The 22,804-nt window shown below is 43.1% G+C and carries 20 protein-coding genes, 1 pseudogene and 1 other annotated feature; of the genes and pseudogenes, 2 read left to right on the forward strand and 19 right to left on the reverse strand.

Translation table 11 applies throughout. From position 1 onward, the window contains the following. Nucleotides 1-2: 2 nt before the first annotated feature. Together ACXX53_RS04485 and ACXX53_RS04490 are read right to left on the reverse strand one after the other, a co-directional pair. On the reverse strand, nt 3-701 hold the full coding sequence (locus tag ACXX53_RS04485; RefSeq protein WP_458567380.1) for an SDR family NAD(P)-dependent oxidoreductase: 699 nt from the start codon (nt 699-701) through the stop codon (nt 3-5). A 76-nt stretch (nt 702-777) separates the two neighbouring features. Then, nucleotides 778-1,299 carry a hypothetical protein gene (locus tag ACXX53_RS04490; RefSeq protein ID WP_458567381.1) on the reverse strand — a complete coding sequence of 174 codons (522 nt, stop codon included), beginning with the start codon at nt 1,297-1,299 and terminating at the stop codon, nt 778-780. A 295-nt stretch (nt 1,300-1,594) separates the two neighbouring features. On the opposite strand from ACXX53_RS04490, the gene ybaK reads away from it, so the two are divergent. Together ybaK and ACXX53_RS04500 are read left to right on the forward strand one after the other, a co-directional pair. Next, nucleotides 1,595-2,065, forward strand: coding sequence for a Cys-tRNA(Pro) deacylase (gene ybaK, locus ACXX53_RS04495; protein WP_458567382.1), 471 nt, complete (start codon nt 1,595-1,597; stop codon nt 2,063-2,065). 327 nt (nt 2,066-2,392) lie between these two features. Continuing rightward, nucleotides 2,393-2,569 (forward strand): hypothetical protein, encoded by a 177-nt coding sequence (locus ACXX53_RS04500; RefSeq protein WP_458567383.1) that lies wholly within the window; start codon nt 2,393-2,395, stop codon nt 2,567-2,569. Nucleotides 2,570-2,990: 421 nt separating this feature from the next. Here ACXX53_RS04500 and ACXX53_RS04505 read toward each other — a convergent pair whose 3' ends face one another. The 17 genes and pseudogenes from ACXX53_RS04505 to ACXX53_RS04585 form a co-directional block, all read right to left on the reverse strand. After that, nucleotides 2,991-4,094 carry an alpha/beta hydrolase gene (locus ACXX53_RS04505; RefSeq protein ID WP_458567384.1) on the reverse strand — a complete coding sequence of 368 codons (1,104 nt, stop codon included), beginning with the start codon at nt 4,092-4,094 and terminating at the stop codon, nt 2,991-2,993. A 41-nt stretch (nt 4,095-4,135) separates the two neighbouring features. Beyond that, complete coding sequence (gene pgmB / locus ACXX53_RS04510) at nt 4,136-4,774, reverse strand: beta-phosphoglucomutase (RefSeq protein ID WP_458567385.1); 639 nt, start codon at nt 4,772-4,774, stop codon at nt 4,136-4,138. Continuing rightward, nucleotides 4,771-5,622 carry a phosphatase PAP2 family protein gene (locus ACXX53_RS04515; RefSeq protein WP_458567386.1) on the reverse strand — a complete coding sequence of 284 codons (852 nt, stop codon included), beginning with the start codon at nt 5,620-5,622 and terminating at the stop codon, nt 4,771-4,773. The genes pgmB and ACXX53_RS04515 overlap by 4 nt, the downstream gene beginning before the upstream one ends. A gap of 47 nt (nt 5,623-5,669) precedes the next feature. Continuing rightward, nucleotides 5,670-7,370 (reverse strand): glycoside hydrolase family 3 protein, encoded by a 1,701-nt coding sequence (locus ACXX53_RS04520; protein ID WP_458567387.1) that lies wholly within the window; start codon nt 7,368-7,370, stop codon nt 5,670-5,672. A 39-nt stretch (nt 7,371-7,409) separates the two neighbouring features. Beyond that, nucleotides 7,410-7,532 carry a hypothetical protein gene (locus ACXX53_RS04525; RefSeq protein WP_458567388.1) on the reverse strand — a complete coding sequence of 41 codons (123 nt, stop codon included), beginning with the start codon at nt 7,530-7,532 and terminating at the stop codon, nt 7,410-7,412. A 44-nt stretch (nt 7,533-7,576) separates the two neighbouring features. Next, nucleotides 7,577-7,702 (reverse strand): annotated as a pseudogene (locus ACXX53_RS04530) (MFS transporter); the annotation flags it as partial. Between the two features lie 226 nt (nt 7,703-7,928). After that, on the reverse strand, nt 7,929-10,475 hold the full coding sequence (locus ACXX53_RS04535; protein WP_458567389.1) for a GH39 family glycosyl hydrolase: 2,547 nt from the start codon (nt 10,473-10,475) through the stop codon (nt 7,929-7,931). A 362-nt stretch (nt 10,476-10,837) separates the two neighbouring features. Next, a complete protein-coding gene (locus ACXX53_RS04540; RefSeq protein ID WP_458567390.1) occupies nt 10,838-11,158 on the reverse strand; it encodes a YerC/YecD family TrpR-related protein in 321 nt (106 codons plus the stop codon). A 170-nt stretch (nt 11,159-11,328) separates the two neighbouring features. After that, nucleotides 11,329-12,708 (reverse strand): Na+/H+ antiporter NhaC, encoded by a 1,380-nt coding sequence (nhaC, locus tag ACXX53_RS04545; protein ID WP_458567391.1) that lies wholly within the window; start codon nt 12,706-12,708, stop codon nt 11,329-11,331. A gap of 146 nt (nt 12,709-12,854) precedes the next feature. Then, nucleotides 12,855-14,729, reverse strand: a complete 1,875-nt coding sequence (gene tdc / locus ACXX53_RS04550) for a tyrosine decarboxylase (protein WP_458567392.1) — start codon at nt 14,727-14,729, stop codon at nt 12,855-12,857. A gap of 54 nt (nt 14,730-14,783) precedes the next feature. Next, nucleotides 14,784-16,193, reverse strand: coding sequence for a tyrosine-tyramine antiporter (tyrP, locus tag ACXX53_RS04555; RefSeq protein ID WP_458567393.1), 1,410 nt, complete (start codon nt 16,191-16,193; stop codon nt 14,784-14,786). A gap of 828 nt (nt 16,194-17,021) precedes the next feature. Then, nucleotides 17,022-17,729 (reverse strand): protein rep, encoded by a 708-nt coding sequence (locus tag ACXX53_RS04560; RefSeq protein ID WP_458567394.1) that lies wholly within the window; start codon nt 17,727-17,729, stop codon nt 17,022-17,024. Between the two features lie 64 nt (nt 17,730-17,793). Next, nucleotides 17,794-19,056: a tyrosine--tRNA ligase gene (tyrS, locus tag ACXX53_RS04565; RefSeq protein ID WP_458567679.1), complete on the reverse strand. Its 1,263-nt coding sequence runs from the start codon at nt 19,054-19,056 to the stop codon at nt 17,794-17,796. 86 nt (nt 19,057-19,142) lie between these two features. Further along, nucleotides 19,143-19,364 (reverse strand) — a binding site (T-box leader). A gap of 82 nt (nt 19,365-19,446) precedes the next feature. After that, the gene (locus ACXX53_RS04570) at nt 19,447-20,205 is read right to left on the reverse strand and encodes an anti-sigma factor (RefSeq protein WP_458567395.1); all 759 of its coding nucleotides are present in this window, start codon (nt 20,203-20,205) and stop codon (nt 19,447-19,449) included. Beyond that, complete coding sequence (locus ACXX53_RS04575) at nt 20,202-20,774, reverse strand: RNA polymerase sigma factor (RefSeq protein WP_458567396.1); 573 nt, start codon at nt 20,772-20,774, stop codon at nt 20,202-20,204. The genes ACXX53_RS04570 and ACXX53_RS04575 overlap by 4 nt, the downstream gene beginning before the upstream one ends. Before the next feature lie 140 nt (nt 20,775-20,914). Beyond that, nucleotides 20,915-22,225 carry a hypothetical protein gene (locus tag ACXX53_RS04580; protein ID WP_458567397.1) on the reverse strand — a complete coding sequence of 437 codons (1,311 nt, stop codon included), beginning with the start codon at nt 22,223-22,225 and terminating at the stop codon, nt 20,915-20,917. A 167-nt stretch (nt 22,226-22,392) separates the two neighbouring features. Next, nucleotides 22,393-22,605 carry a hypothetical protein gene (locus tag ACXX53_RS04585; RefSeq protein ID WP_458567398.1) on the reverse strand — a complete coding sequence of 71 codons (213 nt, stop codon included), beginning with the start codon at nt 22,603-22,605 and terminating at the stop codon, nt 22,393-22,395. Between the last annotated feature and the right edge of the window lie 199 nt (nt 22,606-22,804).

The following is a 22,804-nucleotide window of genomic DNA, read 5'->3' on the forward strand; positions in this document are numbered from 1 at the left end:
ATTTACCACCCCTTAATTACTTTTCCATGTTCAAATCGATCAAATAAAAACATTAGAATTCTATCCGCTGCATAACTTGGATTGGCCAATTTCACTTTATTTGCATATTCATCTGTTATAATTGATTCTTCATACATTTGAGTATCTACTGCTCCTGGTCTTACCGCCATTATTTGCACTTCATTTTGTTCAATCCCTATTAACTTAGTAAATGTTTCGAGTCCTGCTTTAGAAGTAGAATAACAACTCATTCTTGGTTTTAAATTAAATGATAGACCTGAAGAGATATTCAAGATTCTCTTATCCACTTTAAAATGCTTCGAATACTTAATAAAGGACGAAGAAAGTATCATTGGAGCAGTCAAATTAATATTTATATGACTAATAATGTTATCCGGATCACTTTGATCTATGTATTCAACCGGCATAACAATCGCAGCATTATTAATCAAATATATTGACTCTACTATTGATTCATCAATCCTCCCAATAATTTCTTTCATTAGATCATCAATTTTTTGAACATGATTTAAATCGAATTCAAAATAATCTAAGGGAACATTTTCTGTATTTGCAATTGAAGTAAGATCGGTATTAAGTTGTCTTGAAACGCAGATCAAATGATGATCTTTGACCATTAATTTTTTTGTTATTGCTTCTCCAATCCCACGAGATGAACCTGTGATAATAAAATATTTCATTATTGTACCCTCCGTTTTTAACGGTCTAATGTGATTTCAGATTACGTTCTTCCATCTACGAATCCGAGAGGCCGCACTATTCATTATTTATTGTAATCTCACTATCAATATCAAGGTTAATTGTCTCAGAATGGAGTTCCCCATTATTATCATTCCATGTAATTGTTATAGTAGTACTTTCATAGTTTTGTTTATCTTTCTTTAGTTCGTCATAAGTATAATCGCCTGTAATAGAACCTAAATCATTAAGATTGATTAGAATGGCTACTGGTCCAGCTTCTGAACTTGCTTCATGAATATAAACTAAGTCATGATCACCATTGGGATCTATTTCCTTGATTTCATATTTATAATAAGTACTATCCTCGATATTTTTCGGATCACCTTTGTATGCTAATTTTCCATGACCTCGAAAAATCTTGCTGGGGGAGACTATTATTTTATAATCAGTAATACTCCACATTTCCCCTGTACCATTAAGATTGTAATATTGAACAACGGCTTTTGACGCTTTTTCAATGTTTTCAATATACAGATAACTCCAAATGACATTAGAAACAATAAGAATGCCTAATAATAGAAAGATTATTTTTTTCATATTTCGCTCCCTTTAACTATCACTCATTTATTGCAAGATTTTTAGCTAACGTTCTTTTATCTACGAATCCGAGAGGCTTAAGGCGGTCAGCGCCGAATTCAACGGACTTAGCACCACATTTACCTTAATAACCCTCCCCCTCATTATACCAGCATTTACCTACCCCACATATCAAAAAAGCCCGCATAACCACTTTCATTGAAAGTTCAATGACACCGTAGTAACATGAAGGTATCCACGACATAGACTCTCTATTCAAGATTACGAGGAAATCTTATCTGCAAGGTGGTTTAGCATGGAATACAAGACCAATGTCATGAGAATATTAGATAAAATGAAAATAACATACAAAAGTTATAGTTACGCCGATACAGACGCCATTAGTGGCGTTGAGGTGGCAGAGGTTTTAAAGCAGGATCCTGATCAAGTGTTTAAGACACTTGTAACGATAGGCAAGTCCAAGAAATATTATGTCTTTCTAATTCCTGTTGCACATGAACTGGATCTGAAGAAAGCGGCTCATAGCGTAAACGAAAAATCGATTGAAATGCTAAAAACGAAGGATTTGTTGGCTGTCACGGGGTATGTACACGGAGGATGTTCACCCATTGGTATGAAAAAGAGCTTCATGACTACCATTGATGATTCAGCGTCTAAGTTTGAAACAATCATATTCAGTGCGGGCAAGATTGGGTACCAGGTCGAGTTCAATCTTGAAGATTTGAAACAGGCGATTCCATTTAACTTGGCAAACATTGTCGTATAAGATACTTCATATATAACGGAACTGAACCCCTTATGAAGTTTTGATTCAGTAGGTGACGTTCCTCTCCTGATTCTCCAGTTCCTTTTCTCGCGATTGCTGTTCGAGCTGACGCACTTATCCGATGTGACTAAAGACACCAATTGAATCTCATAGCGGTATTGGGCTTTCCAACTCTGCAGAATTATCTATTTTCACTTAAAGGGTGTCCACTTTTTACCCCAGTTGCAGCTTTTCGTAAAGCGGTCTTGAGATGAGTGTGTGTTATACTTCATTTATGATTGCTTATGAAATATTGTACTATATGGGTAAAATGGTAGGGGGAGCATCATGAAGAATAAAGATCTAAGTCTGATTATAATTTTCACAACAATAATACTAAGGTATACTATTGGTCTGCCTGACTTCATTTACGGTTTGGGTCTTGGTTCTGGCGGTGCACTTACATTCGTTAAATTATATGAATTTAGAAATCATAAGAAGCAAGGGCATGAAAAAAGAGCTTAATGACTGCCATTGATGATTCTGCAGCTAATTGGGAGACGATCATATTCAGTGCAGGCAAGATTGGATACCAGGTCGAGATGAATCTTCAGGAAATGAAATAGGCGATTTCATTCAACTTAGCAAACATTGTCGTATAAGAGACTTCATATATAACGAACTGAACCCCTCAGAATGATCAATGAGACTAGACATCTCAGTACTGATCTATTCTAGGGGTGTTTTGATATGAACCTTTCATTGATTCCGCATATATGCAGTAACATTGCCTAAACAGCGGGATCCCTGCGGGTTATTGACCTCACATCTATATCCCTCGAATAACAAAGAACTCCCGCAGACCATTCCAGCCCGCAGGAGTTTGAAACTTCCATATTAGCACGACAGCATCATTAGAACCACATCATACCTGGTAAAATGAACATTACTCAAACTTGCCCTTGATAGCCTTCGCTATTTCAGCCATACAATCTTCTGCCTGCGGATAGAATCCGATCTTATCCATAAATGCATGATCCACGCCGTTATATCGAATCATCTGCGTCATAACACCCTCACGCTGCAGCTTTCTAGCATACGCTTCACATTCCAGCCGCAAGTAATCATACTCTGCCGTAATAATTAGCGCTTCGGGCATGCCGCTTAGATCTTCGGCTAATAGAGGTGAAGTATAGGCACTTGTCGCAGCTTCTCTACCTTGTAAATAAATGTTGTCTAACAAATTCGTCAAGCCGCTCATCCCTGTCAAGCTAGCTGTAATCAGCTCACGATGGTTGTTGATCGAATATTCATCGATATTCCATTCGAAATCATCCGTCATGACCCCTGCCATGTTCACCGTCGGATAGATCAGCGCTTGGAACTTAATCATTCCCGTTCCTAGATCTCGATCCTTCATCGCGCATACAGTCGCGAGATTGCCTCCTGCACTATCACCACACACAACGATCTGCTGCGAATTGACGTTCCATGCTTCCGCATTCTGATATACCCAGCGAACAGCATCGAAGCAGTCATTCAATCCAGCAGGATAAGCATGCTCAGGCGCAAGGCGATAGTCCACAGAGACCACGACAGCATTGGCTTTCTCCGCGATCGCTTTACAAGGATTCTCTACAACATCAACCGTGCCTCCAAAGAACCCCCCTCCGTGGAAAAATACGACCGCCGGCAGATTCGAGCCTTGAGCTGGCGAGTAGATACGTACTGGAATAGCGCCTTCCGAGCCCTCGATGGTGATTGCATCCGTACGAATAGCGGTTGTCGTCACATCGGTATTCGGCCACCCCATACTGGCTCGCAAGCCTTGCACCATGTTCATCAGATCGAATTCACCTTCAGCCGGTTTCTCCATCGCCGCCATCTTCTCAGCCATTTCGAGCGTCGTCTGAAGTACACGTGCATCCAACTCTCCCTCAGCATCCGAGTCCGGGAGCTTCTTGATCGTCATATCCATCCCTTTAACGTTCTGTACAACTGTACGTTGCTCAAGTGCTTCGAGCATGCTGCTATACGATTCCTTATTCATCCTTCCATTCATCTCCTCATCAATTATTCAATAGGCCTTGCTTATATGTGAGCTAACAGATCATCAAGCGACTCCAAAACGATGTGCGCTTTACCATAATGGCGTGCAGCGCCGATCGCAGCCACCGTCACTCCTGCGCGTAACGCCGCGTCTACTCCCGCTTCGGCATCCTCTACTACGACGCAGGAAGCAGCGTCAGCCCCTGCTTGCTCTGCAGCGCGTAGAAATACTTCGGGATGCGGCTTACTATTCGCTATCTGATTGCCATCTACAACGGCATCGAACATGTCATGGAGTCCTACTTGCCGCAGTATAATTGGCGTATTCTTGCTGGAAGAGCCCACCGCAATCTTGATATCCCGCTTCTTTAACTCTTGCAGCGTCTGCAGCACGCCTGGAAGCAGATCCTGCTCCGTTAATTGGTTCAAGTATTCGCGGTAGTACTCATTTTTGCGTTCCGCTAACTCTTGCTTCTCTTGCGCTGTGTACAGCTTCTTGGCTTGTTCGAGAATAATCTCCAAGCTCTCCATTCGGCTCACACCGCGAAGCCGATCATTGATCGTACGATCGAATGGAATGCCTTCTTGCTCCGCAATTCGCTTCCATGCAAGATAATGATACTCATCCGTAGATACTAATACCCCATCAAGATCAAATATAACCGCTTGAATTGAACTCATCCTCTTCCCCCGTCGATCTGGTTCTGGTTGCTCATTGGATATTTATGTTTATGGCTCTGGTTTCGATGCAAAAAATTATAGATGAGGAACATGAGGCTGATCGAAATCATAAATCCAACCGTAACATCGGATGCATAGTGCGCCGAATAATAGACTCGGCTAGTAGCGGTAGTAAACCACCATATAAATCCACCGATAAATACTAGCTGCTTCAGCTTCTTATACTGGGGCAATACAAATAATGAGATGGCTACAGCCATAAACGAATTAGCGCTGTGTCCTGAAGGGAACGAGGACCCTCCTTCACCTTGTATCTGATACCATGGTGAGAAGTTCGAGTAGTCCGGCATTAAATCACGGAATCTCACGCGCCCCCAGCCCATCTTAATTCCTTCAATGAGAAGCGCGATAACGAACAGATAGATGATCGATGTATAGGCAATCTTCAGCAAATACGAGCGATCCTCATCTGAGAACCGTACATACGCATATCTCTGCAGAACAAGAGTAATGACTAGCATAACGATAAGACTTACAACAGCAAAGACTGTAGTAGAAGCCTCTAGTTCAAGGCGATATGCAAGCATTGCTACATGCATGAAGATTGAGAATACAATCATAATGACTCCCAATCCGTAATGCAGCAGCTTTTTCCCCCGTGTCACTCCCTTCAGAGCGGACGCAAGAAACACATTTCCAGCCAAGAACATCAGGATCACTGTTGACATCTCTCCATAAATGAAGAAAAATTCACCAAACGACGTTTTGATCGTCGCGATTGCTTTCGATATCTCTAAGTCTGTAAATGAAAATAGGAGGAGCAATACTGCCGCGATAGCCATAATCATGCCATATGATTTCTTATTTAATAGCACATGATTCACTCCTTATAGATTTACAGTCTCGCTTCCCAATACCCGCAGAATGGGTCAACAGGGTTAGTTCCTGTAAATGATGATTTACCTTGCATCTTCTCAACGATTGCATCTAATGAATATTCATTGCCCGAATACGCATTGATAAATGTCTGGATGCGAGGCACATCTTGCAGATGAAATGGATTCGCTACCGAAATAAACATAGTCGGCACTTCCTTCATAAACCAAGGGATGTCTGCACCAAACGGCGGCGTATAGTTAATTCTCAGATCTGTCTTGTTGCTGGCTGTCGCATAGTTCGCGAAGTATATCGCAAGATCATATTGGCTCACAAATTCACGAACGGACATGAACATGGCTCGGAGATCCGACGGATCGTTCACCGTAACCTCAAAGCCTGCGGTTCGCAATTTATCCACGAACGGTTTATGACATCCTCCTACCGAGAAGCTGCCTTCTTCGTCACCTAGTACATAGACAATGACGCGTTTATGAGATTCCGGCGTAATCGGCAGCAGGTTCTGTGTGTCCTTCACCAACGTGACGGATTGATCCGCGCACTCTCTGGCCCATGATTGATGCTCTTCGGATCCAATGACGCAGAGCGCAGATTCGTCTGGTACCAACGTCCCCTTCTGCTTGTGTTCATGCAAGCGCAAGGATGCCTTCAAGCCAAGAATGCGTGTTACGGCTTGATTGACGCGTTCTTCATTCAACAGCCCGTTCCGAATTCCTTGAAGCATGTATTCGCGATCCTCTTCAATATTGCGGTTAAAGAGGAATATATCGCAGCCTGCCGCAATTGCCTTCGGCACTGCCAACTCACGTCGTTCCGCGATCGTAAATCCCGCCATGAGCGTGGCATCGCTTACGATAACACCGTTGAAGCTAAGCTTCTCACGCAGCAGATTATTCAAGATCTCAGGCGATAATGAACTCGGCAGCAGATCTACATCCTTCAAGCTGGGATTGAAGTGGCGTTGGTAGGCAGGCTGCATAATATGTCCGACCATTACGGTATTCGCACCTTCATCGATTAATGTCTGGTACACCTTGCCGAAGGTCGCATCCCATTCTTCAATAGAAAGAGAGTTAATACTCGTTAGCAGATGCTGATCCCGATCATCGACGCCGTCTCCAGGGAAATGCTTGATAGAAACCGCCATTTCATTCTCATGTGCTGCCCGCATATATGCGCGCCCCATGTCGAGGACAGTGTCAGGACGGTCGCCGAACGTACGCACATTTGTAATCGGATTGCGATAGTTCATGTTGATATCTACGATTGGACCAAAGGACCAATTCAGACCGACTGCCTTCCCCTCGCGGCAAGCTACAGTGCCTAACTTATAAGCCATCTCCGCATTATTAGTCGCTGCTACTTGAAGCTGTTTCCCGAAGTAGGTGCCTTCGGCAGCAATACCGTCACCGCCGTTTTCTAAGTTCGCGGCCAATAGCATTGGAATCTTACTGCTGTTCTGCATCGCCTCATGCGCAAGCCGAATCTCCTTAGCAGGACCAGGACGGTACATCAATCCACCAGGCTGATATTTCTTAACCATCTCCACCAGCATCGAACTGTCACCTATGCCTACAAGGCAGAACAACTGACCTACTTTCTCCTCTAATGTCATGCCATCCAATGTGCTCTTGACCCATGTAATATCCTGCTCACTAAGATGAAATGGTTTCTTCGATAAATCTACTTGATGCAACATACCAATACTCGCTCCTTCCAAAGCTTGATTTATTATCGTTTACATACGATGACGCTCTTCTAGATCGGCAAGCATTTGTGCTTCTTGTTTGTCTAATTTGTAGAACAACATCGCAATGCCCGCTAAGATGTAGCAAATAATCGGAATCCATATATAGTTCATTTCAATTGCAAACAATGCGGAACTAGATTGTACGGCTCCAGCTTGAGCCCTACGGAATCCGTATAGTAGAATAGCAGGTAGGTCGTAACTACTTGAAACACGAGGTTTGAAGCAGTATCTGTTAGCGAATAACTGATGCGCTCTTTCCAAGGCACTTGCTTCACTGACATCCTGGTTCCTCCTCTATAAAGGTATGATTCCATTATAGTAAGCGCAATCATTTACAACTTTCCGATATTTATCTCATCACTCGAATACATTTGCCCACTTCGAAAGTGCTTTCGCCTCGATACGAGCACAATTCAGGTCAACATTAAGCCCTCAAAAAGGCAAAAAAAGACCACTGATTCCACAATCAGCGGTCTAACTGGTCAAATATGATATACTTAGCAGCGCTCAAGATGATAAGAAGAGCGGCTTGATCTGGTATAGCTGCACTTCATGAGATGCAAGTTCAGCTTTCACATGAAACCGCGAATCAATGTACTGCTCGAATACTTCACGCTTAGGCTGGCTTATCGCCTGTAAATACGCTAGATCCTCAGGATACAGCTGCTCCGGATGCCCCATCGCTACCCAACTGTCAAATGAACTTCCCCACTGGCGATTCAGCGTTGTCTTCCGAATCTGATACTTGCCGGTGGGTACAGAGGTCAATTCCAATGTGAGCTGCAGCGGGTCCTGATGCTCAAATATTCCATAACGATCAACCATACTTATATGCGATACATCGTTCCGCCGATACAGCTGATCCGTATGTACATAATGATGCACGAGTATCTGAATCTCATGTCCCCGCTTCGTTATGCAGTAATTATCCCCTTTTCTAATCAAAACATCACCTAATTGACTGAGCAACTGGTAAGCATAATAAGCTGCTTTGGGGATACCGGTATTGGTTATGAGACCAAGCCCTCCGTGAAACAGATGATCCGACACTACGAATTCCTCAATGATATCCGTGCACGTCCAGTAGCACAGACTGTCTACAGCGTCCAAATTATCGATAATATTCTTGACAATATAAGCTGACTGATAGCACGTATCATGTATAAGATCACGATGATTGCCGCTCGAATTCCACTCGGTTACATGCACCTCGGTGCCCGTTAACTCTGCATCAGCCATGATCTGACGTGTCTTGGCAATGACTTGTCCTAGATAATCAGCCGCTTCGGACAACACCCAATACTTAGACATCTCTTCCGAAGTCCACTTAAAATTCTCATGGTGGTTAATATCCTGTTCCAGTACATCATAGAATATCTGATCAAAAGGATAACTATGAAGGGAAACGAAATCCGGTATACAGTTCTTCTCCCTGCAATATTGCAAAAAATCTTGCAGCCAATGATCAGCCATAATCGTCGGAGACAGCAGGCCTGGACCGCCAACCCGAAGCTTCGGATACTGTCTAATCGCTTGATACGTTGCTTCATAGAACGCAAAATACTGCTCCTTGGTTCCGCTCCAGAATGAGATAACGTCAGGTTCATTCCATACTTCAAAGTACCAACCAGCTACCTCTTCATGTCCATACCTCGTTATACAGTGCTCAACCAAAGCCTTCACCAAGCCCGTCCATCGCTCTAAAGAGCGAGGATAGCTGACATTGCTTTTCTTCACGAATATAGTTGTATCTTTAGACGCAAGCTTAGACGGCATAAACCCAAGCTCAAGAAACGGCTTCAGCCCGATACTTAGTAAAAAGTCAATTAACTGATCGACATACGAAAATTGATAATATGGATTTCCAGCCCCATCTTCATGGTAGACCATCATCTCATCGTCAAATATACCGTGAAATCGAATATGCGAATAGCCGATATCCCGTTGAATCTGGGTTAACTGCTTTTGCACGCTACCGAATAGCCCTTCTTTGGCTTTGCCAATCGATGTTAGCCTTCTCCACGTGTGGGTTAGCTTAGAGGTGGCGCTGCCTTTCATCGAGACTACCTCTTTTTTCTGAATCATGATGGCTTGTGATGAATAAGTGATATCCTTGTTTTCTTGCGGTATGTATTTGAATAGCTCCTTGAATGCTTCTTGTTGGTTCATTTCAAAGTAATTGGGTGCCATAGATGATCGTTGAACAGGTTGAATAAGCGCTGGCCCTTTGTGGTTTAAGCGATACTGCTTGGGAGATTGCGCATATGCTTCATTAAACACTTTATTGAACGCTTTGAGACTCGGAAAGCCATTGTTTAAAGCAATCTCTGTAATGCTAAGCTGACTGTACAGCAGATCAAACATGGCATGCTCCAGCCTAACTCCGTTCAAGTAGCTCGAGAATGTAGTTCCTAACTCTTTTTGAAAGAACCGAGAAAGATAGTGAACAGACAAAAATTCCTTCTCCGCAATCTTCGTTAGTGATATCTGCTCCGCATAGTTTTGCTGGATATATTCCGTAATCGCCATCAATCGATTCGTGTACTTCGCATCCGGCATATGATCCTTTGGAGACAGTTCCTTAGCAAAATGTTTAATTAGATAGGCGATTAACCGAAAGAGCAGCCCTTTGAGCTCTAACTCGTATCCTCTTTCTTGCTTCGTATAGATGAGCATCATGAAGGCAAGCACCTCGCGGATCGTATCGAACTCTGCCTGATGCTGCTTGTCATAAAGATAGGAATTGCACACGAATTGAATATCCTTCATGGAGGCATACTGCTGCTCTAAAAAAGAATGGGATACTTGCAATACGAGCAATAAGCTGTGATCATCGCCGCTTATGGAATGCACTTCCTTAGAGTTGATAACGGTTACATCTGATTCGTTGAGTACGAATCTTTCCTGCTTGCGAAACAACTCAACGCTCCCGCTCAGCACAAATATGATCTCCATGTCTTCATGCCAATGCATCAGGACATGATTCGGACTGTGCAGCAGAAGACGAAAAGGGATATAATCACTTGTCGCAATAACTTCAAAATTATATTTCATCATAATCTCCTTTAAGAAATTATTTCAGAAAACAGCAGCGATGTCGTTAGTATCACACATTTTAGCACACCTGAACGAGCGAAGCCAGAAATGCCGCCGTACCTGGCAGCCTTCGTATGACGAGAAGAACAGCAGCCAATGGACGTGCAGCCCTTAACTACTGTTCGCTCGACAACTATTTAATTTTAGCCCAAGAAGGCTATGGAATCTTTCGTTTTTCGCGCAAAAACAATAGGATTATCGATGGTATTACATATCATTTTTTTAAATAATATGATCTTGAAGAATTTAGATATTAAACATCGACCAAGCATATGTCTATATGTTAATATGGGGTAGTAGGTGAATAGCAATAACGCAGCTTACTCCGAATCTTTCTTGGAATGGAGCTTGTTCTGCTGCATACGTGCGAATATGAATTCATAGCTGTGATTCCCATGATTCAGGGAGCGCTTCACTCGAGAGATCGTAGCTGTACTTGCGCCTGCTTCGGCTTCAATCTTACTGTACGTATCGTGGTTGTGAAGCATCTTGGCAACTTGAAAGCGTTGAAGCAAAGTTTTGATCTCATTCACCGTACACAAATCATCAAAGAATGCGTAACACTCCTCAACCGATTCCAGTGATAATATACCTTCAAAAAATTCGTCCAAAGCTTTCCCTTTCAGCTCATCTATAAGCATAAGTTGTCCTCCTTGAGTCATAGCTGTATTCCGTATGAATTATGTATAACACACTATAACAATATTTTTTACATGAAATTAATTGAACAGATTACATAAAATAGTAATTTGCCTTTACAGAAAAAAAAGCTGGCACAAACCAACTTTTTTTCATTTTATCATAAAATTGTTCATCGTGCTGTTTTAGAGGCTGATGTCGACTTCCTACTCATAAATCCATACAAAATGTTCAATATCGGCGCTACGATACAGAATATGGCAAACGGCAGATAGTCTAATGTAGATACACCAAGTGTACCCGTAATAAACACACCACTTACGCCCCATGGTATCAAAGCGTTGAGCGCAGCTCCTGCATTGGCCAATATTCTTGACATTTCTTTGCGTTCCACGTTAATCGCATCATACTGCGACTTGAACGCTTCACCCGGTAAAATTATCGACAAATATTGCTCTCCGAGCAGCAGATTGATTCCGATCGAACTGAGTCCTGTCATCAAGATAAGTTTTCCTTTTGTACTTACAAGAGACGTAATGCGTGAAATAATGATTTTGATAACATTGGTTTCAACGAGCAATCCGCCTAGCGCCAGTGCCAACAAAATTAATGACACCGACCACATCATACTCTGAATTCCGCCGCGCGACAGCAGCTTGTCCACGCTGTCAACTCCTGTATGAGACACATAACCATTTTGCATCAGGCTCGAAATATCGATCAAGCTTGTATCTGGATGATAAATATACAATACACCGATGGAAAATACAATGCTTAGCAACAGGGTCGGAATAGCCGGTACTTTCTTCCATGCACATATAAAGAGTACCAATACCGGAATTAAGGTAACTGCAGAGATAGGAAAAGAGGCGTTCAAGGTATTAACAAGTTCATTAATTTGCTCCCCTGTCGTGAGAACTTCACCATGTCCCATAACTGCAAAGAACACGAGAGAGATTACAAATGCCGGAATGACAACGCGCATCATATACCGGATATGTTCAAACAAATCAATCTCAGCGATAGCGGAAGCCAGGTTTGTTGTATCTGACAGCGGGGAGACATTGTTCCCTAAGAAAGCGCCAGATATGATTGCACCTGTCGTAATGGCAGGAGGATAGCCCATAATCTGCCCCATACCGAAGAAGGCAATGCCGACGGTTGATATCGTCGTAAAGGAGCTGCCCACTGTAATCCCTACCAGTGCACAAATGACAAATACTGAAGGTAAAAAATATTTAGCGGAAAGTATACTGAAGCCATAATCCATTATCGTTGGGATCGTTCCTGCAGCAATCCAAACACTGATCAAAGCTCCAATAAGCATAAAGATAAGAATAGGTATTAACCCTGGAATAATTCCGTTCGAGATTCCCTTATGAATTCGATCCCAGGAGATACCTTTTGCTTTAGCGAAGACGATAATAACTCCCAAGGAAATTAATATCGGAATTTGCGGGTCCATGCCTACACCAATAATACACGCCCCAATAATCGCCAATAAAACGACTAAAAGAAACAGACTTTCTTTGAATGTCACCTCTTTATTCATTCACTGAACTCCTTATCATGTATTGACCATCTATTTGCAAGGAAGTTATTTGTACTTATCTTGAACATGTCAGGCACTCTTTATGAAAATATATAGAGGAATGCGTAACAGCCATTAAGCGTTACGCATTCCAGCTTATACAATTATTAATTCATTTCATACAGGTAGATTTTCTCAAGCTTGCTTTGGATCGCTTTTTCAATCTTCTCTGCGTACTCTTCGAATGTTGCTGCATCATGCGCATATGGAGACAGTGCGCAAGCGCGAAGGATTGTAACTTTTTCTGCACGGTTCCATTCTTCATCTGTAAAGCCTAGGCTCTTAACGAATTCCAGCGGGCTGTTGCCGTAATCCGGAATTGCAAAGTCCGTATGAGAAGTGATGAACTCGTTGCTGTACAATCCGCCCTTCACGTAGGAAGCATAATCGAAGAAGTCGTGGTTCAGCTTATTCATTTTCACCAAGTCTGTGTTGCCTTCTTCGTTGAATACATAGTCGACCATGTTGAAGTCAGGCTTTGTCAACGGATGAAGCTTGATGACTTTACCATTAACATTGAAAGTCTTTTCCTTCAAGAAGTTGTAGAAGCGATAAGCACCCTCGATGCTTGCACCCATCAGCTTACCGTAACCTGTTACGTTCAATGGCAATACTTTGTGCGCTGTCCATACAGCAGCAGCAGTTGCGCCTGCTTTGGAGCCTTCGAGAATGTATGCGCCGAGCAATGCTGGAATATCTGCACCTTTTTCAAATACATAAGTTGCAAAATAGGAGATCGCATCGCGCATTCTGCTGTCACGGATTGCAATTGCACCTGCAGAGTATGGAATGTAGCCCATCTTGTGCGGGTCAATCGTAACGGATTCTGCTTTGCTGATTGCTTTGAAAGCATTGTAAATATCTTCAGTCATCCACTCATCAAAGAGATTCATATCTGAGAAGATGTTGTGTTTTTTGTACACTTCACCAAGCTTGTTGTATTCGATAAATTCGTCATTTTCATCAAGGAAAATGGCACGAGCGTAACCGCCGTATGCAGCATCCACGTGAACGTAGTAGTAGATACCTTCTGCAGCCAATTTCTCGCGAAGTTCAATGATCTTGTCGATGTGGTCAACTTGACCTTCTTCTGTACTTCCCACTACACCGACAACGCCGAGTACTGGAGTACCTTCAGCAGCCAGTTCACGAATTCTTGCTTCGAGCTTCGTGATATCCATGCGATATTCGCTGTCTACATCGATAGCTTCAACTGCATCCAGACCAACGCCGATGATGTCAGCTGCTTTCAGCCAGGAATAGTGCTTCGTTTGCGGAATGAGCCATTTACCCAATTTGTCGAGATGACGGCCGCTGCGTGCGGAGTGTGCTTTCACTTCATCCATCTTGTCTGGAATTTGATCCATAATATCCAAGATTTCATCAGTGGACATATTCAGCAATTCCCATTCGGATTTGCCTTCCACATATTTAGGCGCAACTTCTTTAATTGCAAGCGGAAGCGACTTCATGTTACGCGCATACCAGAGGCCTTCCAAGTTCGCGATGGAACCATCGGCACAGATGTGACCCCAGCTTGCACCCTCTTTGTAGCTCATCATTTTCGCCAATTGATGACCTACTTCTTCTTCCATTTGAGATGTACCTGGAGAAGATTCGTATGCAACGTTGTTACCGTTCCAGAGCATAGCTGCGGAATAAGCAATGATAGAAGGCATCAGAGTTTCGGAGTTCATATGTCCCCAGAAACGTCCAGCTGTATGCCAAGGCAACGATTGTGAACGAAGCTTGGAGGACAACTCATTGAATACGCTGCGCATGTGGTCAGCTGTATTCTGGAAGCTTTGCGAGCTTTTATCGAAAGGAGTAATAACCGGCAAATCTTGTGGTTGATAGTTTTGACGCCAGCCGACATGCTCATCAACGACTTTCAATAGAACTTCCTTGAACAAGTCGACGTTTTCGCCTTTGCTGCCAAGGAACAATGCTTTGAGGTTAATATCAGGAATTGGATAGTTCATGTTGTGTACCTCCGTTATAGAAAAGTTTTATGATAAAAAGTGTGATTTGTGAAATTATTCACTCTTTTTCCAGCTTGGTTTCTTAAATTTATGAATAACAAGGGCAATACCTACCATGACAACAGTCGCTACTACTTGATAAATGATATAGCCTGTTGATTGGCTTGGATCCAGAATGGACGGTGGAATCAGGCTGACTACCAACGTAATAAATACGCTAAACAATGCTAGTAGTGCAACGAACCACATTAATCCATTCCCTTTGCTTCCGAGTCGGAACGGTCTTTCCATATTCGGATTTTTATAGCGCAAACGAATAGCTGAGATTGCAATCAATGCGTAAACGATACAGTACAGAATCGTCGTTGTAATCGTAATGATTAGGAATGCACTGTTAACATCAGGAACAACGAGATACAATAACGATACTAAAGAGATAACAATCGCTTGAATCAAGACAAACGTAATCGGAATACCTTTGCTGTTTCTCTTTTGGAAGAATGGAGGCAAGTTGCCATCGTCAGCTACTTTGATCATCGACTTACTTGGTCCAAGTACCCACGCACTAAGCTGTACCAAGACACCGATCAAGATCATTGCAGAAATAATGTTGACGAAAATAGTCGGGATGCCTAAATCCTGACAGAAAATCATATATGGCTGCGTAATATTAGCGAGTTGAAGCTGGCCTTCAGGAACTGCGTTGGATACAGTCAAACCTGCGATCAGGTTAAAGATAACGAGCAATATTACAGAAGCGATAACTGCAATCGGATAGTTGCGTTTTGGATTTTCAATGTTATTTGCATGTACGGAAGAGATCTCAACACCTGCAAAGATAAAGATGATACCAGACAAGTAAGCTATACTTCCCAAATCGCTTAGATCTGGCAGCAAGTCGCTTGCTTGGAAGTTCCCCAAGTAGCTTTCTGGCTGGATGCCGTTCTTAATAAAATAAGCGATACCCAGTACCACAAGAATGAGGAACGGGATATATACACCGATAATGGCACCCCAGTTACCCGCGATCTTGACCATATCGAACTTCAAGTTCAATAAGGTGACACCCCAGTATGAAATAAGGATGACTGCAAATATAAAGTAGTTATTCGTTGATAGATCTGGAACGTTAATTACATATCCCAGCAGTACGCCTACGGTTGAGGCGACCATAACCATCCCGAAGAACATTTGAACCCATAAGAGCCAAGAGGTAACGAAGCTCCATTTCTCACCTAGTGCATGTTTAACCCATACTTGCGGACCGCCCTCTTCAGGGAATCCTGTTGATAGTTCGGCGGACATCAACGCAATTGGAAGTGCAAATAAGACTGCTGCAACCAGCATGTAGAAGATTTGTGTCCAACCGGTAATGGCTAGCGTTGGCACACTGCGCACGGTACCGAAGAATGCCATCGTGATACCGATCAGCCCGAACAGCGTCAATTTTTTTGAATTGGCCATGTTGTAATTTCCCTCTTTCTATCTCTCTGTCATTTACTCCCTAATTCATCCATATCGTGAATAAGATATGAATTAATACTCTAGGAAAACAATTGAAATGCTTCGAGATCACCGCCTTGTGGTTATGACGAAATCTGATATTAAGTTGTTAATCGATTAACTTTCCACGCCAGTATACGCCTCCTTTTTTTGTTCTGTCAATTCGTCAAAACACCTTATCCCATAATGTTTTTTCGTTTTTTCCAAAATCTTATTAATATCTACTTTAATGTTTTTATTACTTTATCGATGAATGGCTCAAAGCTTTCATGCTTTTATAGGTTAAAGCATTTTCAGGGAAAAGTTATGAATTTTTATTTATTTTCGTTAATTTTCATACGCAAACTATCACATTGAAGATCACATGGAACTGCATTGACTCCATACCCTTTACGACTAAATAATGTGGTCACATACGTACTTTCTAAAGCGCTTTCACGGTTTGTGTAAGGGATTTTGATGTTTCTCTTAAACATGGTAGAGGGCTAAAGTGTAGCGAATCTGTTGATTGTATAAAAAGAATACTTATGCGTTCAGAGGAATATTTCGTGCTTGCTCAGGGGAAAAAATGGCTTTTACATAAATAGTAATATTATTAGGTGATTCCAATATCTTCATTTCCAGTTGAAGTTCCAAGCGTGAATCCACCGAGATTGTTAAGGATTAATTTGGCAAAAACTTTTTTCTCATATTTCGTTTGCACACGAAAAAAGACTGGTTATTAGCCTTCTGCACCGCTAAATAACCAATCTTATCGTGATTATTATCATACATAATTTGTGATTAATATCATAGACATGAGTTGCAGTGGAGTGGATGAATTTCTTGAACTCTTACTCCTGGACGCCATTGTGCCATAACATCAAAAGCACAATTGGCAACCGCATCGTCCGTATCATATTTATTCAAATTAAATTCAATGCCTGGATACAAGTTATCCATCTCTTCCTTTAATAATCTACTGTATCCTACAAGTCTGCGTGCAGCTAATTGCCCATCGCTTCCAGTTACGATCCGATCCGGTTCATTCAGCAGTCGATCTAAGCCTTGCTCCATCTTACTGATCATATCCTGCTGACTGCACTTACCATTCAACCCATTCACGCTCACCGATAAGTGGTTATAATCAGGGTTCAGATCAAGCGCCCTATGCCAGAGCGACAGCCATTCATCTTGCTTAATGTAGTATCGACCTTGGTAATAACTCTTAATCGTTGGCAGTAAAATGTGAATGGTCGGATGGTATACGTCACTTTCTTTCTCAATGTCCAGCATACGGAAATACCCCAGTGTTGCCTGCTTCACACTCTTATATTTAAACATTCGGTTGAATCCGATCAGCATTCGATCCAGCTCTTCGTTAATCTTCTCAAGCGCAACATGTCTCAGCCCTAGGTCAATGAGGAGCCAGTTGACCTGCTTCGTTTGGTTTACTCTCGATATTAAACGATGATTAAAATATGCGAGTTGAAGTGATCTTCTCCACGACCCAAGCACCTTTAATCCTCGCCCCCATTCTTATAAAGAGAATAGCTGATAATCAGCTATTCTCTGATATCAGCTATTCTCCCAATTTCACAAGGTTGTAAGTCTTTTTGCCTTTGCGTATAATGATAAATCGTCCGTCAAAGGAGTTGTCCAAAGTAACGTCCATTTCCAGATCCGTCACTTTCTCACCATTCATCGAGATCGCGCCGTTCGTGATATCTTCGCGCGCTTGACGCTTGGAAGGCTCAATTCCCAAGTCAACGAGCCAGTCTACAATATTTTTAACTTCCTTAGAAGCATGGAATGTAGGCATATCCTTGAAGCCTTGTTCGATTTCATCTGCTGTCAGCGACTTAATATCTCCGCTGAACAATGCTTCTGTAATCTTTTGCGCTTGGATCAGGGCCTCTTCACTGTGCACGAACTTCGTCATTTCCTCAGCAAGTACACGCTGTGCTTCGCGTTTATGAGGCTCTGTTTGTACCTTCACTTCCAAAGCATCGATTTCTTCTTTCGACAAGAACGTGAAGAATTTCAGGTATCTAATAACATCTCGGTCATCTTGGTTTGCCCAGAACTGGTAGAACTCGAATGGAGTTGTCTTTTTCGGATCAAGCCAGATCGCGCCGCCAGCTGTTTTACCGAACTTCGTGCCGTCTGCTTTCAGCATCAACGGAATAGTTAAGCCGAATGCATTAGCTTCTGATCCTTCTTTTTTACGAATCAAGTCTAGACCGCTTGTGATGTTGCCCCATTGATCGGCTCCGCCAATTTGCAATTGGACATCTTCGTTTTTGAACAGATGATGGAAGTCCATCGACTGCAGAATCTGGTACGAGAACTCAGTGAAGGAGATACCCGAATCCAGACGGCTTGCCACGATATCTTTAGCTAGCATCGTATTGACGCTGAAGTTTTTACCGAAATCACGAAGGAAATCCAAGATTGTTAGGTTATGCGTCCAATCGTAGTTGTTCACCATGCGAAGTCCTGTATCGCCGTCGTTAACGAACAGCTTCTTCATCTGCGCTGTCAGCGCATCTACATTATTCTGTACTTGTTCCATCGTTTGCAATGTACGTTCTGTTGTACGGCCGCTTGGGTCACCGATTGTGCCTGTTGCTCCGCCTATTAAGATAACGGGACGATGGCCAGCAAGCTGGAATCGTTTCAGCATCATAAATGGGATCAAGTGTCCAATATGCATGCTATCACCCGTTGGGTCAACTCCGCAGTACAATGAAATCGACTTTTCTTCTGTTAGTTTACGCAAACCTTCTGCATCTGTTTGTTGATTGATGGCGCCGCGCCATTCCAATTCATCGATAATGTTCATCATTGTTGTTCAGCTCCTTAGTGATTTCATTGTAAGTTGATTATAGGGATTAAAAACAAAAAAATCGTCTCCTAGTCTGTTACAGACATAGGGACGATTATTAACCGTGTTACCACCCAAATTGCACTAATAGCGCTGCAGCCGCCATTAATACCACTCTCGGCAATGATATCGATTGCCAACCCGCTTAGCGTTACCTAAGTGCCTCCGGAGTGTAATTCGCAATGTTGTGTGTACCAGGTCGCATCAACCCCTGGCTTTCTGAGAACAGGGACAAAATTGCTACTTCGCTCGTTCATCGTGCTATCCAATATTAGATTAGTGATAATCATAGTGCTAATAAATTTGTTTGTCAACACCCATTTTTAAAAGTTGAGAAAAACTCGTTGGTTACACCGATCCAAACATTTTTTGGCCGCGAGGCTGATCTCCCTTGTCGTCTGGCTCGAGCGTAATCCCGATCTGGTCGAATGTCAGCGTATCGGACTCCATTGGCATAGTCAGCACACCGACTCCGTCCCCTTCAGAGGGAACCCGAAATGTTCCCGCACTGGAACGCACACCATCCTTAATCAGCCAGACCTGATAAGCTTGATCACCGCTCGTTGGAGCGGCTCCGTAGACATTAACTACAAACTGCTTGCTCTTCCCGTTGCCGATGATGTATGCGATACCATAAGCCTTGGAATCTTCAGGGGATTGAGATTGCAGCGGAACGACCGATTCGATCTGCGATGAGTCTCCATGTTGAGTATCGGTGGACGATGCGATATTTATACGTTCACGGTACATCCAGTAATTCAATGCAGAACCTAAGAGGAATACGCCAATCAGCGCGGCGGCTGGAATGCTTCGCAACCAGCGCGGTCTGGCATTGCGCTTGTTGGTCTCAGCAGCAGGCTGGACTGCTTTCTTATCCTCAGCAGCAAATACCGCTTTCATCACTTGCTGCTTCAAATCTTCAGGCGGTTCGATATGTTCCATATCTGCGGACATCCCCTCCCATACGAGTTGTAGTTCAGCTATCTCCGTTTGGCAGGCCTCGCAGCCTGGCAGATGATGTTCGAAGGCAATACGCTCTTTCTCCGTGCATGAACCGGATAATACATCCAGACACAAGTCGCACACAGATTCTGATTTTTCGTTCAAGGTCGTCCCTCTCCTTCCACAATCATATGTCTGCGCAATATTTTCAAGGTCTGATGCAGCCTGTTCTTCACGGTGCCCAAGGGCTCCCTGTAATGCTCGGCCAATTCTCTCAGACTGTAACCTTGCCAATAAAAATCCTCTAAAAGCTCGATCTGCTGCTTAGACAAAAAGCGATAGGCGCCTCGAATCTGATTCTTGAGTGAGTCTCTCTCTAGATGCGCTTCAGGTGAAGCCGCCTGATCAGGGATCCTTTCCATTTCTTCGGGGAGATAGGCAACAATCTCATTGCTGCGCCTCCGCTGCTGTCGCAACCAGTCCATCGTCAGATTTCGGGTTATTGTAATCAGCCAACTTGTAAACTTGCCTTTGTCTGGATTGTACCCCGAATCCGTCGTCCACAGTCGAACGTAAACGGCTTGGACAATGTCCCTCGAGGCTTGTTCGTCTCGAATCGCCTTGAAGGCAAAGGAATAGATAAGGGACACATACCGATCGTACAATATGGACAAGGCTTCCTGTTCCTTCTGTTTCACGAGCAGCATTAATTCATAGTCAGAAAGATGGTGCATACGGATGAGGCCTCCTTGGTCGCACCGGTTCAGTATTTCAACCTGGTTTTATATGCACAATATTATGCGGGTAGAAACAAGAATACACCAGCAAGGAAACCAATTCTAAGGCTCCCCTGCTGATGCGGGTAATCATATTTCTATTTAGCTGGATCAACCACGAACCATACGTCCATCACATTCTGACCCGTCGTGTCACCATGCTTGACATCTTTCGCAAAGTAATATAGCGGATAGCCTTTATAAGTCGCTTGTTTGCTGCCGTCAGGACGTGTAATGGAACCGAAGTCTGCCTTATTCAGGGTTGATGGCACACTGCCGTCAACTACATCATACGCAGGCCACTTGGCGATACACTCGCCCGCGCAGTTGCTCGTTTCCGGCTTATCCTTAGCAAAATAGTATAAGGTTCGGCCTTGATCGTCTGTCAGATAAGTACCCAGCTCTGAGTTGGAACCAAGCATAATGCGGTAATCCGGCTTGGCCGCGAACCATACGCCTTGAACGCCTTCACCCAGGGTATCGCCAGCTTGTTTATCTTTGGCGAACGTGTAGAGAGGCCAACCTTTGTACATCCATTGTTTCGCTCCACTTGCATGTGTCACGAGGCTGAAATCCTTAGGATTCATCGTAGATGGAATCTGCAGTTGATCCGCGCTTAGGAATGGCCAATTCGCAAGGCATGGCCCCTGACAAGCATCCAAATTCTGAGCATCCTTGGAGAAGAAATAGAGTGTGCGGCCTTTGCCATCTACGAGAATAGTCCCTAGTTTAGCGTCCGTACGCAGGCCAATTCTCTCACCTTCGGGCAGCTTTGCGGAAGCAGCAATGATGCCGTCCTTCTGCAATTGATCAAAAAGCTTCTGTCCTTTTGGTGTCGATACGTACAGAGACTCAACAAGTGCTGTGGAAACATGAGCGTTTGTCAATTCGGAGACGCCAGCGATTTGGTTCATCCCCTTGCCAGCAGCAAATGATTCCGTATCTTGATAAGCGAAATCCTTGTTAGATTCATAGCCTTGTATCTCAAGCAGCACCTTATACAACTGCTGCGAGCTGACTGGTGCGAGCGGGTTGAAGCGATTCGCTCCCTCACCATTCCAGCCGTATTGCGGGTTGTTATGTAAGTAAGCAAGAATAGCTTGGTTGCTTGCCCCTACCTGATCCGCATCGGCAAAGTTTCCTTTGCCCGTATAGGCGCTCGCCTCATCGAGCTTACCCTGCATCCGCAGCGATATAATAGCCGCTTGAATACGAGTGGTATCCTTAGCCAAGTATTCGTCGTCAACTCCATTGCCATCTCCCACAAGTAAACCGAGCTCAGCCGAAGTCTGTGCATCAGTTTTGACGGCCGTGGTACTTTCCGTGACTTCTGCAGCCGAAGCGAGCCCCGGAACCAGCAGCATTACACTAAGCGATAGCACAAGAAGCAACTTCCCAATCTTCCTCATCCTTCAACAACCTCCAATAAAATTTGATGTTATTACAAGATAACGTCAAATTTAACCAAGAGGTTTGATGATGAATAAAAATTCTTTTTTGTGATAGAAATAATCGGCTGAGAGCGATCAAAAAAGAGCTAAACTTTACATGCAGCTTAGCTCCCTTGATGTGCAAATTAGTTAATAAAAAAGGCTGCAACTCCCAAAACAATACACAGGATTCCACCTAAAAATTGTCCTAGTCCTGAAGCTTCCCCGTGCAGTAATAAATTAAAAATATTTCTTCTTCTTTGGGTCTTTCCTACGAATGCTTTATCCGTTTTCATTCTATATCTGCCCCATAATACTAAGACTATTCCAAAGAGTATTATAAATAACTTTAATGCCATAAATGTGCCCCCGTCTGTCACTCTCATGTTGTAATTTTTCGAATAATTGTATTTTCATGTATTTCTCATGAACCGAACTTTATATTGCATGATCTTGATGGAGTTGTCAACTTTCAAATTGATCCAAACAACTTTTTTATATTTATTCAATAAAGCGGATACGGTACAACATTTCTATCAAGGTATTATTGCAGAGGTA

The sequence above is a fragment of the Paenibacillus marinisediminis genome (genome assembly GCF_054343325.1).

Excerpts from the sequence above, each read along its gene's own strand:
- ACXX53_RS04485 (WP_458567380.1), bottom strand. The coding sequence starts at position 701 with ATGAAATATTTTATTATCACAGGTTCATCTCGTGGGATTGGAGAAGCA.
- ACXX53_RS04490 (WP_458567381.1), bottom strand. The coding sequence starts at position 1,299 with ATGAAAAAAATAATCTTTCTATTATTAGGCATTCTTATTGTTTCTAAT.
- ybaK (WP_458567382.1), top strand. The coding sequence starts at position 1,595 with ATGGAATACAAGACCAATGTCATGAGAATATTAGATAAAATGAAAATA.
- ACXX53_RS04500 (WP_458567383.1), top strand. The coding sequence starts at position 2,393 with ATGAAGAATAAAGATCTAAGTCTGATTATAATTTTCACAACAATAATA.
- ACXX53_RS04505 (WP_458567384.1), bottom strand. The coding sequence starts at position 4,094 with ATGAATAAGGAATCGTATAGCAGCATGCTCGAAGCACTTGAGCAACGT.
- pgmB (WP_458567385.1), bottom strand. The coding sequence starts at position 4,774 with ATGAGTTCAATTCAAGCGGTTATATTTGATCTTGATGGGGTATTAGTA.
- ACXX53_RS04515 (WP_458567386.1), bottom strand. The coding sequence starts at position 5,622 with ATGATTATGGCTATCGCGGCAGTATTGCTCCTCCTATTTTCATTTACA.
- ACXX53_RS04520 (WP_458567387.1), bottom strand. The coding sequence starts at position 7,370 with ATGTTGCATCAAGTAGATTTATCGAAGAAACCATTTCATCTTAGTGAG.
- ACXX53_RS04525 (WP_458567388.1), bottom strand. The coding sequence starts at position 7,532 with ATGAACTATATATGGATTCCGATTATTTGCTACATCTTAGCGGGCATT.
- ACXX53_RS04535 (WP_458567389.1), bottom strand. The coding sequence starts at position 10,475 with ATGAAATATAATTTTGAAGTTATTGCGACAAGTGATTATATCCCTTTT.
- ACXX53_RS04540 (WP_458567390.1), bottom strand. The coding sequence starts at position 11,158 with ATGCTTATAGATGAGCTGAAAGGGAAAGCTTTGGACGAATTTTTTGAA.
- nhaC (WP_458567391.1), bottom strand. The coding sequence starts at position 12,708 with ATGAATAAAGAGGTGACATTCAAAGAAAGTCTGTTTCTTTTAGTCGTT.
- tdc (WP_458567392.1), bottom strand. The coding sequence starts at position 14,729 with ATGAACTATCCAATTCCTGATATTAACCTCAAAGCATTGTTCCTTGGC.
- tyrP (WP_458567393.1), bottom strand. The coding sequence starts at position 16,193 with ATGGCCAATTCAAAAAAATTGACGCTGTTCGGGCTGATCGGTATCACG.
- tyrS (WP_458567679.1), bottom strand. The coding sequence starts at position 19,056 with ATGAACATTATCGATGAATTGGAATGGCGCGGCGCCATCAATCAACAA.
- ACXX53_RS04575 (WP_458567396.1), bottom strand. The coding sequence starts at position 20,774 with ATGCACCATCTTTCTGACTATGAATTAATGCTGCTCGTGAAACAGAAG.
- ACXX53_RS04580 (WP_458567397.1), bottom strand. The coding sequence starts at position 22,225 with ATGAGGAAGATTGGGAAGTTGCTTCTTGTGCTATCGCTTAGTGTAATG.
- ACXX53_RS04585 (WP_458567398.1), bottom strand. The coding sequence starts at position 22,605 with ATGGCATTAAAGTTATTTATAATACTCTTTGGAATAGTCTTAGTATTA.